The organism is Nocardiopsis quinghaiensis, from assembly GCF_008638365.1.
GTDB classification, from domain to species: domain Bacteria; phylum Actinomycetota; class Actinomycetes; order Streptosporangiales; family Streptosporangiaceae; genus Nocardiopsis; species Nocardiopsis quinghaiensis.
In genome coordinates, this window is sequence record NZ_VWVU01000005.1 from 267,412 (window position 1) to 279,528 (window position 12,117).

5 protein-coding genes are annotated in these 12,117 nt (G+C 67.7%); all 5 read left to right on the top strand.

All coding sequences use genetic code 11. From position 1 onward, the window contains the following. Nucleotides 1-61: 61 nt before the first annotated feature. The 5 genes from FYX01_RS13570 (at nucleotide 62) to pglZ (ending at nucleotide 12,116) form a co-directional block, all read left to right on the top strand. Nucleotides 62-625 (top strand): ATP-binding protein, encoded by a 564-nt coding sequence (locus tag FYX01_RS13570; protein WP_150241179.1) that lies wholly within the window; start codon nucleotides 62-64, stop codon nucleotides 623-625. 114 nt (nucleotides 626-739) lie between these two features. Further along, nucleotides 740-1,087, top strand: a complete 348-nt coding sequence (locus FYX01_RS13575; RefSeq protein ID WP_150241181.1) for a hypothetical protein — start codon at nucleotides 740-742, stop codon at nucleotides 1,085-1,087. 183 nt (nucleotides 1,088-1,270) lie between these two features. Beyond that, complete coding sequence (gene pglX / locus FYX01_RS13580; protein ID WP_223830446.1) at nucleotides 1,271-4,990, top strand: BREX-2 system adenine-specific DNA-methyltransferase PglX; 3,720 nt, start codon at nucleotides 1,271-1,273, stop codon at nucleotides 4,988-4,990. A 368-nt stretch (nucleotides 4,991-5,358) separates the two neighbouring features. Then, complete coding sequence (locus FYX01_RS13585; protein ID WP_150241185.1) at nucleotides 5,359-9,189, top strand: BREX-2 system ATPase PglY family protein; 3,831 nt, start codon at nucleotides 5,359-5,361, stop codon at nucleotides 9,187-9,189. After that, nucleotides 9,186-12,116, top strand: a complete 2,931-nt coding sequence (gene pglZ / locus FYX01_RS13590) for a BREX-2 system phosphatase PglZ (protein WP_150241187.1) — start codon at nucleotides 9,186-9,188, stop codon at nucleotides 12,114-12,116. Before FYX01_RS13585 ends, pglZ begins: the two co-directional genes overlap by 4 nt. Nucleotide 12,117: the final 1 nt, after the last annotated feature.

Below are 12,117 nucleotides of genomic sequence, written 5' to 3' on the forward strand. Positions count from 1 at the left end.
CACTCCTGCAGGCACGCCGAACCCCCGTTGTCACTCCACCCACGCAAGGAGTCTGTTCGTCATGCCCGCAACCGCATCCCTGACCGGCCTGCCCGAGGTAACCGTCCCGCTCGGTGAGTTGGTCCCGCCACGCTGCCGCCACTACTTCACCGGCGACGCCGACGTCCGCAGCTACAAGGCGCGCTGCTACTCCTTCGGCGGTTCCGTCCAGTACCTGCCGCTGGTGCGCGCCTTCCTAAACACCTGCGCCGCCACCCAGCCCGAGGACTACCGCTACCTGTTCACCCTGCTCGGATCCGAGATCGCGAACAACGCCATCGCGCACAGCCGCTCGGGTGAGCCCTATGGCACCTACACCCTCAAGTGCGAACGGCGCGACGGTGGAATGAAGCTGACCTGCCGCGACCAGGGTGCGCGCAACTGTGCGCGGGCCGAGTCCGACCGGCGTTCGTACCTGCGTGCCCGCCCGAACGGGCTGGAGTTGTCCGCTGAGTCCGGGCGCGGCCTGGCCCTGGTCAACGCCCTGGCCACCTCCTGGGGCGACAACGGCATCCCCGAGTACCGGCAGGTGTGGTTCTTCCTGGCCTACGACCTGACCGACAACCTGTGGAACACCGCCGCGTAGAGCGCGGCTCATCACGCCAGACGTGAAACGGGCCCAGGAGAGCGTTGCCGCGCTCTTCCCGGGCCCTCCAATCCCAAAATCCGCACACTCTCACATGTTCAGAAAGCAGGATCGATGACGCATCCTATCCCTGACCCGCGCCCCTCCAGCGACCCGCTGTACCTGAACCCGCCGCCCCTGCCCCGGCGGCGCCCTCTGGAAGGGCCCTTCTGTCCCGCCTGCGAGCACCCCTCGTGCCGCAGGCGCCGAGCCGCACGCCTGCCCTTGCTGGGCGGGCACCGCTCCGAGTACTCTCGCGAGCACGCCCTCGCCGCCGCTTTCCAACGCCGTAACCCGTGCCTGGTGATCTGGTACGGGGAGAAGACCGGTTCGTACTGGGTGGCCTCGTCCACCGGCCTGGCTGAGGCCTCCGACATCGCAACCCTCGCCCGCCTCCTGGAACCGGCATCCGCACTCGCCTGACCTGTCGGCTCACACAGCGGCGGTGGCCTGCTCCATAACAAGGGCGGTCACCGCCGCTTCACCGTTCCAGGAGGTGGTGAGGCATGTACCAACCGTGAAGTTGGGCTTTTTGGGTGCGAGCAAGTGCACCCAGCCTCCAGAATGGAGAGGTACTCCGTCCCTCATCGTTGTTCTGGAGCCCCCGTGGTCGATCACGCCCTGTTGCTGAAGGACCTACAGAAGCAAGTCCGCTTGCTGGAAACGGACCTACGGGAACGCAGCGAGGACCCCACCGCTATCAAGGGGCCTAATCCCGACAGCAATCCCGAGACCTTCGATGCGGCTCTGAATCGCGAGTACCAGCGGGCCAGGGACCGCGAGCGCACCGCGATCACCGAAGGCGCGTGGCGTGAGGGTCAGGTAACCCAGGCTGCCGTGGCGTGGGTGCTGGCGACGGTGTTCGCCCGCTTCTGTGAGGACAACGGGCTTCTGGAGCAGCCCTTCATCGCCGGGCCGAAGGGAGGGCACGACCGGTACAACATCGCTCAGGAACTCAAGGACGCCTGGGTCCTCGAAGGGCGTAGCGAGAACCCGGATGCTCCTGAGCGGACTGACCGTGACTGGTTGGAGCACGCCTTCGAGCAGATGAGCGTGTCATCGGTGATGGCTGGGCTGTTCGACAAGAAGCACAACGCAATGTGGAGCGTCACTCCGTCTCACCAGGCGGCCAAGGCCCTGATCGACTTTTGGCGGTCTGTGGGAGACGACGGGCACCTCGTCCATGACTTCACCGATCCCGAGTGGAACACCCGCTTCCTCGGGGACCTCTACCAGGACCTGTCCGAGGAGACCCGCAAGACATACGCACTGCTCCAGACACCGGAGTTCGTCGAAGAGTTCATTCTCGACTACACCCTTGAACCTGCGCTGGAGGAGTTCGGACTTGATGGTAATCGGATCTACCAGTCCGAGAACAAGGGTTTCCGTCTGATTGATCCGACCTGTGGTTCGGGACACTTCCTGCTAGGGGCTTTCCATCGACTGCTTGCCAAGTGGCGAGAGGCTGAGCCGGGTGCTTCCGACTGGGATCTGATTAGCCGTAGCTTGCGCAGCGTCCATGGCGTTGACAAGAATCCTTTCGCGGTCGCGATTGCTCGCTTTCGACTGCTTGTCGCTGCCATGAAGGAAGGTGGGATAAAGCGTCTGAATCCGGGCAACCCTGACTGGCCCATTGTAGTGGCGGTCGGGGACTCCCTTCTGCACGGGCGGGGAGCACCACAGCGTCAAGATGATTTGTTCAGCGTTAATGATGTTCACCGATATTCAACTGAGGATGTTGGTGAGTACGCCCAGAAATTCGATCTTTTGGGAGTGGCCAGCTACCATGCGGTGGTTGGCAACCCTCCATACATTACCGTCAAGGACAAGCAGGAAAACCAGAACTACCGAGATCGATATGATACCTGCTCGGGTTCGTATGCTCTCTCGGTGCCGTTTTCGGAGCGATTCTTCAATCTCGCTAGGAGAGCGGGTGGTGATAGGGTCGGTGCCGGATTCGTTGGGCAAATCACTGCTAACTCCTTCATGAAGCGGGAATTCGGGAAGAAGCTCATCGGGGAGTTCTTTCGGAACGAGGTTCGCCTCACACATGTGATCGATACTTCGGGTGCTTACATTCCTGGGCATGGTACGCCCACGGTAATTCTTGTTGGAAGGAACGAGAAAAATTCGCACAAAGGATCGATCCGAGCTGCGCTCGGAATTCGGGGAGAGCCGCAGCAGCCGGAGATTCCAGCCGAAGGGCTGGTTTGGTCTGCGATTGCCAAGCAGATCCGGGAGGCTGGCGAAGCGGAATCTGAGTGGGTTAGTGTCGTAGATCTACCGTGGGACAGCTTCAAGTCGCATCCTTGGAGTCTGAGCGGTGGCGGTGCGGATAAGCTAGTCGCGCTAATAAATTCTCCTTCCTTCTCTGTTTTGTCGTCGATAGTTGAAGAGATAGGGTTTGGCGCGGTAACGCGAGAAGATAGTGCTTATATGGTTGGCGAAGGCGCCCTGAATCGCCATGGGGTGGAAGAAAAATATCAACGCCCTCTTGTGGAGGGCGAATTTGTGCGGGATTGGTCTGCGGAAAATTCGATTGTCTCTTGTTGGCCTTATGAGCCTGAGAGTTTGAAGCCTGCTTCTGATGAGCGTACGCTTCGCTTCCTTTCGCCTTATAGGACAATACTTCGCGAGCGCAGTGCGTATGGAAAAACACAAATCGAGCGCGGGTTGAGCTGGTATGAATATTCAATGTTCTTCTCGGGTCGTTATAGGATTCCTCTTTCTGTTTCCTTTGCTTTCGTGGCGACGCATAACCACTTCGTGCTTGACCGGGGAGGGAAGGTCTTCAACCGTTCGGCTCCAGTGATCAAGTTGCCGAAGGATGCGACGGAGGAGCAGCATCTGGAGTTGCTGGGAGTGCTGAACTCCTCAGCGGCGTGCTTCTGGCTCAAGCAGGTGAGTCAGAAGAAGGGCGGCGCTGCCAACTCCGGAGGCGGGAGCTCTGACCAGCCATGGTCGTTCAGCTACGAGTTCACCGGTACCAAGCTCCAAGAGTTCCCGCTTCCTCAGAAACTGCCGCTGGCGCGTTCCCAGGAACTCGACTCCCTCGCGCAGAAACTCTCTGCCCTCGAACCCTCCGCCGTTGCTGAGGCGGGCGTCCCCACCGCCGACCGGCTCCGGGAAGCCCACACCGAGTACACCGCCACCCGTCAGAGGATGATCGCTCTCCAGGAAGAGCTCGACTGGGATGTCTACCACCGATACGGGCTCATCACCGACACCCAGCTTGCCGAGCTGACCCTCCCTGAAACCGCCGACATCCCCTCCATCAACCTGGGGGAGCGGGCCTTCGAGATCGTGTTGGCTCGGAAGCTGGCTGCCAGTGAAGTGAAGACCAAGTGGTTCTCACACCACGGATCCACGCCCATCACCGAAATTCCTTCCTCCTGGCCCGAGGCTTATCGGAACGTCGTGGCCAAGCGCATCGAACTCATCGAGTCCGACAAGAACATCGGCCTGATCGAGCGCCCCGAGTTCAAGCGCCGCTGGCAGTCCGAGCCCTGGGAGAAGAAGCAGAAGGCCGCCCTCAAGTCCTGGCTGCTGGACAAGTGCGAAGACCGGCGCCTGTGGTTCACCACCGACGACTACGGTGACGAGCGTGCCCGTCCGCTCTCCGTGCGCGGGTTGGCCAACCGGGTACGCGACCTCTTCCCCGAGGCCGCCGAGGTCGCCGCGCTCTACGACCCTGCCCAGGACTTCTCACAGGTCATCGCCGAGATTGTCGCAACCGAGCACGTCCCCTACCTCGCCGCGCTGCGCTACAAGGACTCCGGCCTGCGCAAGCGCGCGGACTGGGAGCACGTGTGGGACCTCCAGCGCCAGGAGGACGCCCTCAACGCCGACCTGGAGGAAGATGAACCGGAGAAGCGTCTCGACATCCCGGTTCCGCCCAAGTACAAGTCCACGGACTTCTTGAAGACCACCTACTGGTCCAACCGGGGCAAGCTCGACGTGCCCAAGGAGCGGTTCATCTCCTACCCCGGCGCTGAGGGCGAATCCGACCCGACTCTTCTCCTGGGCTGGGCGGGCTGGGACCACGCCCAGCAGGCCGACGCGCTGGCCACCCTGGCGCACGAGCGGCTCGAACAGGACGGCTGGACAGAACAGCCGGAGCGGATGAAACCGCTGCTGGCCGGGATCGTCGAGCTGCTGCCCTGGGTCAAGCAGTGGCACACCGAGCCTGACGAGTACGGCGACACCCCCGCCGACCACGTCGAGGAGGACCTCACGGCCCTGCGTAACTCCACCGGCATCACCGACTCACAGATGCGGGAGTGGCGGCCCGCTCCCACCACCCGGGGGCGGCGTAAGAAGGCCTGACCCGCTTCCGACGCCAGCCCTCCGGCGGAAGGTGTGCGGCCCCGCGATGACAACCCGCGGGGCCGCACACCCGTCCCACGGGTGTGTTCCACCCATCCGGCCCAGTGACGGCTGCCCGGTCGTCCGGCCGCAAGCCCGTCGGCCACGGCTGTCCGTACCCCTGTCCGTCTCCCCGGGGCGCAGCGGTCGGTGATCTCCCGGCGGTGCCCTCCAACAGGGCCTTCTGGCAGTGCTTTCCGGGCTCTTCGCAGTGTCTCGCTGTCACCACGTCGGCATAGGCTGGAACTCCAGACAACTTCGGGAACCGCGTCCCACCCTCCCCGTGGCCCGCACGTGGTTCACACCCCCTGTAGACAGCAGAAAGGTGCATGGTGGCGACTCCTCCCCCTGGACCGGGCAGCACTGACAGCGCACGGGTCGGCAACGGCCGGGTCATCAGCGACCTCATCGACATCCCGGAAGCCGTCCATGACGGCGACCTGGTCGTCAAGCTCACCGAGAGCACGTCGCACCGACAGGCCCAGGCCATCGACACCTACGTCGTCACCGACCAGCTCGCGGAGTGCTTCGACCAGGCCCTGGAGACCATCCGCTCCTCCGTTGTCGACGGCAAGTCCCAGGCCGCCTACCTGCACGGCTCCTTCGGCGTGGGTAAGAGCCACTTCCTGGCCGTGCTCTCCGCGATCCTGGACCACCACCCCGACGCGCGCGGCAAGGAGGGGCTGGCCGACACCGTCGCCAAGCACGACGCCTGGCTGACCGACAGGAAGTTCGTCGAGGTCAAGTGCCACCTCATCGACCCTGAGGTCTCCCTGGAGACCAACATCCTGGGCGGCTACGTCCGCCAGGTCCGCGCGGAGTACCCCGACGCCCCCGTGCCGCCCGTCTACCGGGCCGACGGGCTGCTCGCCGACGCGCGCGCCATGCGTGAGCGGGAGGGCGACGAGGCGCTCATCGCCCAGCTTCCGCCGCGCGCCGCCGACTCCGGCGCCAAGGGGACCGCCGCCGACCCCGTTTCCTGGGGCAAGTACGCCGGCCCCGAGAGGTGGGCCACCGAGATCCTCGACCGGGCCTTCGCGGCCCTGCCCGGCAGCAGCGACGGCGCCGAGCGGTCCCTGCGCGAGGAGCTCATCAGCGCGCTGCTCAAGGGGCCCTTCCAGCGCTTCGCCGACACCGTCGGCGACTCCGGCGACGCCTACGTCCCCATCGACGAGGGCCTGTCCATCATCAGCCGTCACGCCAAGGAACAGCTCAACTGTGACGCCGTCGTCCTGCTCTTGGACGAGCTGATCCTGCGCTTCACCGCCTTCATCGGCGACGAGGGCCGCATCAACGCCGAGATCCAGAAGATCGCCAAGCTCGTGGAGTCCTCCCGTAGTGAGAGGCCCGCGCCCATCGTCAGCTTCGTGCCGCGCCAGCGCGACCTGCGCGACCTCGTGGGCCTGGGCGGCGGCACCGAGGGCGTCTCGCAGGCCATCAGCTACTGGGACGGGCGCTTCGGCCACATCAAGCTCGCCGACGCCAACCTCACCGAGGTGGTCCGCCACCGCCTCATCAAGCCACGAAACGCGGAGGCCGCGGCCGAGATCGACGCGGCCTTCGAGCGCGTGCTCAACACCCGCGCCGAGGTCCGCGACGCCCTGTTGGACACCGAGGGCGGTGACACCAACACCTGGGAGGACTTCCGGGCCCTCTACCCGTTCAGCCCCGCACTGCTGCACGTCATGGTGGACCTGTCCGGCGCCCTGCAACGCCAGCGCAGCGCCCTCAGGCTCCTCCTCCTGCTGCTGGTCAGGCACCGCACCACCCTGCCCGTCGGCCAGATGGTGCCGCTCGGCGCGCTCTTCGACGTGCTCTTCGAGGGCGAGGAGCGCCCCTTCAAGGACCACCTCAGCTCCGAGTACGCCAAGATCCGCGCCTTCTACCGCAACAAGGTCCTGCCCTGGCTGCGCAAGCGGAACGAGGCCGAGAAGGTCGAGGTGAGCGACCTCGACGTGCGCGCCCAGTTCCGCAGGGAGGACCTGCTCGTCAAGACCCTGCTGCTGAGCGCCCTCACCCCCAACGTGCCCGCCCTGAAGGACCTGACCGCGGGCCGGGCCATCGCCCTCAACCAGGGCATCGTCAAGGCCCGCCGCCCCGGCCAGGACGTGCACGCCGTCGCCGAGTTCTTCAAGGCCATGGCGGCCCAGTTCGGCGAGGTGCGGGTGGGCGCCCAGAGCGACCCCACCGTCTCCCTCAACCTGCTGCGGGTGGACACCGAGTCGCTCATGCGCAGCGCCTACCCGGCGGCCAACGACCACGCCCTGCGCCAACTGTTCAAGCGCCTGCTGTGGAAGGAGCTCGGGCTCGACGAGGGGGCCGAGCGCACCAACGTCGTCTGGCGGGGCACCCAGCGCACCGTCGAGATCGTCTTCGGCAACGTGCGCTCCACCGACGACATGGGCCGTGAGGAGTTCCAGCCCGTCACCCCCCACGCCGTGCGGACCGTCCTGGACTACCCCTTCGACGAGGGGGACCACAACCCCTCCGAGGACCGGACCCGGGTCCAGAAGCTGCGCGAGGAGTTCCCCGAGCCGCCCGCCACCCTGGTGTGGCTGCCCACCTTCCTGTCCCCGGGCAGGCTGGAGGACGCCCGCCGCATCCTGATGATGGAGTACCTCCTCCAGCCCGACGTCATCGAGGAGAAGGCGCCCGACTGGAGCAGCGACGACCGGCGCGAGGCACGCGCCCAGCTCGACAACCAGCGCAACCAGCTCACCAACCAGATCAGCGCCCTGCTGCGCGGCGCCTACGGGCTGATCGAGACCGGCCGGGACAACAGCGACTACGGGGCACCCGCCGACCCCCACATCGAGCCGCTGACCCCCTCGCTGAACATCCCGCTGGAGGCCGGGAGCCAGTTCCCGGCCGCCCTGGAGCGCATCACCCGCAAGCTCCTGGACCACCTCTACCCCGGGCACCCCGACTTCTCCATCGGTACCGGCAAGACCCCCGTGCGCCGCAGTGACCTGTCCACGGTCCTGAACGCGGTCGAGGCGGCCAAGGCCGAGAAACTGCACAACTACACCCCGCCCAAGACCGACCTGTCGGCCCTGCGGCGCATTGCCGACCCGCTGGAGATCGCCAAGGTCACCGAGGTGTTCGTGCTGCGCGACGAGTGGGTGCGCAGGCTCGACAGGTACGCGAGCCTGGACCGGGCCGACACCACCGACGTGCGCGTCGCCGACCTCAAGAAGTGGATCCGCGACCGTGAGGACGGCCGTGGCCTGCCCGAGGACGTCGTCGACCTGCTCGTACAGGTCTACGCCATCCAGAGCGACCGGGCCTGGATCCGCGCGGGCAAGCGCTACACCGGTATCGGGTTCGGACAGCTCAGCGGCGACATCGTGCTGCGCCGCCAGGAACTGCCCTCGGAGGAGGACTTCGACCGCGCCAACGAGCGCGCCGCGAAGATCTTCGGGCTCACCCGCCAGCCCGTCCTCAACGCCCGGGCCGTTCAGCGCATGGCCGAACAGCTCAAGGAGCAGGCCGGACGCTGGCAGGTGGCCTCGGAGAGCCTGGTCAGGGAGCTCACCCGGCACACCCGTGTGCTCGGCCTGGACGAGCAGGCGCCACGGCTGCGCACGGCCAGGGCCTGCGACGAGCTGCTGACCCGGCTGCGCGGGCTGGCCGATGACACGGAGCTGGTCAGCGCGCTCGGACAGGCCGACCTACCCGAAGAGGCGCCCGTGTACAAGACCAGCATGGCCGGGGCGGCCAACCTCGCCCAGGCGTTGGGCGCCGTCCAGTGGGACATGCTGGACGCACTCCAACAGATCGCCCAGGAAGGTGGGGACAAATCCGAACAGGCCGCCCGTATCCTCGCCGACCTCCAGGAGGCCGCGCGCCACAACGAGCACGGCAAGCGCCTGGCCACCGTGCTCAGCGCCACCAACAGCGCGGTCGTCACGCTCCTGGTCAAGAAGACCCCGAGCTCTGACCCCCAGCCCCCGATCCGCGGTACCGGCTCCGGTCCCGGTCAGGACCTCACCGGGACCGGCACGGGACAGGACGGCCGGACCGACCCGGTCCGCGCCTCCGACCGCTGGGTGCGGATCGACGCCGACACCGACGTCGCCGTGGCCGTCGCCGACCTGCGCGCCGAACTCGACATCGCCCCGGGCAAGAGCATCCAGATCACCATTCGGGAGGTTGAGTGAGCACCGCCGTCCACGGCAGCGGTCCGGCCCCGGCGGCCCCGGCTCTGGGCCGGGTCACCGAGGAGGCCGTGCTCAGTGCGCTGGAGCGGGTGCTGAAGGCCGAACGCAAGAGGGTGTCCAAGGGCCACCCCGCCTCCGCCTCCCGTGTACTCGCTCTGTCCGCGGACCCGCACTGGGACGGACCGGAGACCCTCACGCTCGCCCACGAGGGCGCCGACCTCACGGTGCGTGTGGCGGGTGCCGACAGCGTGCTGGCCGCCGTGCGCGCGCTCAGCATGCCCCGTGGTACGGACGAGTACTTGGTCCTGCTCACCCCGCGTGAGCCCGCCGAGTTCGGCGAGGCCCTGCTGGGCCGCTTCCTGGGAGAGGACGTCCTGCGCCTCAACAGTTGGGAGCTGCTCGCCACCGACCTTCGGATCACCGGTGTCGACCCCCGGCTGTACTCCCGGCACTGGAGCTGGCTCGCCGACACCCTGCGCGGTATCCGCGCCACCCGGCCGCTGCGCCTGGGCGCGGGCGTGCTCAAGCTCGAACAGGCCCTGTCCATCGCCGTCTCCGTCCGCTTCGGCCGCGAGCCGGGCGACCAGATCGACGGGGCCGCGCTCCTGGAGTGGAGCCGCGACCCCAACGCCGTCACCGCCTTCACCCGTCTGCACGAGGACGAACGCGAGGCGCTGCGCACCGCCGTGGAGCGCAGCCTCGGCGCCGTCCCCCGGGTGCTCTTCCGGCTGCTGGACCGGGGCCAGGTCCTGGACGCCGTCCCCATCGGCCTGGCCCTGTCCGAACTCGCCGACGCCGCCAGGAAGGACCAGACCGCCCACACCGCCTGGATCCGCGCCCAGGAACGCTACTTCGGCGCGCACCAGCCCGGGCCTGAGGACACGGCCGACTTCTCCCTGGCCTGTGTCGCTGCCCTGCTGCGCCTGCTCGACGGGCACGAGCAGGCGCAGGCCGCCGAGACCATCCGCCGTGCCGAGGAACTCCTCGCCGAGCTCGACGCCGTCCCCGTCGCGCGGGCCAGCCGCCTGCTCGACGCCGGCCTGCACAGCCGCCTCGCCGACCTGGGACACCAGATCACCCTGGCCCTGGGCGGCTCCGACGACGCGGCGGAGGACTCCCTGCCCCTTCCGCAGGACCTGCGGGAGGTGGAGGCGGCCCTGGAACGGCTCCGAGGACACCGCCGCCACGACCCGGGAGATGCCGAGGGCCGGGCCGCGCTCGACGCCGTCCGACTCCTGCGCCGGCTGGCGGGCGGGACCGCGCAGCGGCCACTGGGGGCCGACACCCCCACCACCGCCCACCAATGGATCCAGACACACGTGCACCACACCGGATGGGTGGACCGCGCCGCCTCCGGCATCTGGCACACCGGGACCCAGATCCCCGAACTCCACCAGGCCCTGGAGACCCTCTACCGCAGGGTCCGCGCCTGGCGGGCACAGATCGACGCCGAGTTCGCCCGGGTGGTCAACCGGTGGAACGGCAACCACGCCCCCAGCGACGCCCAGCCGCGCGCCGAGAACCTGCTCGCCCAGTTCGTCCGCCCGCTTGCGGCGGACCGCGCGCCCCTGGTCGTCGTCCTGGACGGGATGAGCGTCGAGGTGGCCGTGCAGCTCGCCGAGGAGGTCAACGCCCGCGGCCGCCTGGCCGAGATCGGCCGCGTCAACGGGGAGACGGCCGACCGGGAGGGAGCGCTGGCCACCGTCCCCTCCACCACCAACTGCTCCCGCGCCTCCCTGCTGACCGGCAGCCTCACCACCGGCAAACAGGACAAGGAGCGGTCCGGCTTCACCAAGCTGTGGGGCACACCCGCCTTCGGGCGCCGCGAAGCGGTCCTGTACCACCAGCGCGACCTGGAGAGCGGTGCGGGACTGCACCTACCGCTGAAGGTGCAGGAGGCACTCGACGACACCGGCACCGTGGTCGGTGTCGTCCTCAACACCATCGACGACGCCCTCGCCAAGGGACGCGAGGGCAACAGCCAGATCTGGGAGCTGCACCACGTCGGCAAGCTCGGGACGCTGCTGGACGCGGCTGCCCGGGCCGGGCGCCCCGTCGTGCTCACCTCCGACCACGGGCACGTGTGGGACCGCGGGGACTGCGTCAGGACGCAGTCGGGGGAGTCCGCCCGCTACCGCACGGGGGAGGCGGGTACGGGCGAGGTCGTGGTGACCGGAGACCGTGTCCTGCTCGGTGACGGCCGCCTCGTCGTGCCCCACCGGGAGGACATCCGCTACACCGATCGCAAGGAGGGCTACCACGGCGGTTTCAGCGCCGCCGAGATGGTCATCCCCGTGCTGGTGTTCCTGCCCGCTCCGGACGAGGCGCCCAAGGGCTGGGACCGGCTCGCCCCCGGCCGGACGGAACCCGTGTGGTGGTCCCAGCCCCTGGAAGCCGCCTTCACAGGGGCCGCGACCTCGTCGGCGGACGACACGGTCAGGAGCGGGGTCTTTGCGACGGCCGTTCAGGCCCCAGGCGTTGCCGGTACGGCCCCGGTCGCGCCCGGCAAGGCCGGAGGCACCACCGGAGGCGGGCGTTCACGCAAGCAGCCCGTGCCCGACCAGACCCCCGCCCTGTTCGGAGACGACGCCCTCGCCCCGCGCACACTGGGCGCCAAGGTGATCGGGTCGGCCCAGTTCGAGATCAGTCGCAAGCGTGTGGCCAAGGCGCCCTCCGCCGAGGAGATCGCCGCCGTCATCGACGCCCTCGCCGCCGTCGACGAGACCCATCCGCGCTTGCCGGTCAGCGCCGTGGCACGGGCGGCGGGCAAGCCCGAGGCGGTCCACCGAGCCGTGCGCTTCGTGAAGATGGTCAGCAAGGTCCTCAACGTGGAGGCCTACCCCGTGCTCACCCTGCCCGACGGGGAGCGCAACGCCGAACTCAACACCGCACTGCTCCAGCAGCAGTTCCTGAGTGGAGGGAGCTGAC

What these genes read in the sequence shown, in the direction of transcription:
- FYX01_RS13570 (WP_150241179.1), top strand. Translation starts at nt 62, where the DNA reads ATGCCCGCAACCGCATCCCTGACCGGCCTGCCCGAGGTAACCGTCCCG.
- FYX01_RS13575 (WP_150241181.1), top strand. Translation starts at nt 740, where the DNA reads ATGACGCATCCTATCCCTGACCCGCGCCCCTCCAGCGACCCGCTGTAC.
- FYX01_RS13585 (WP_150241185.1), top strand. Translation starts at nt 5,359, where the DNA reads ATGGTGGCGACTCCTCCCCCTGGACCGGGCAGCACTGACAGCGCACGG.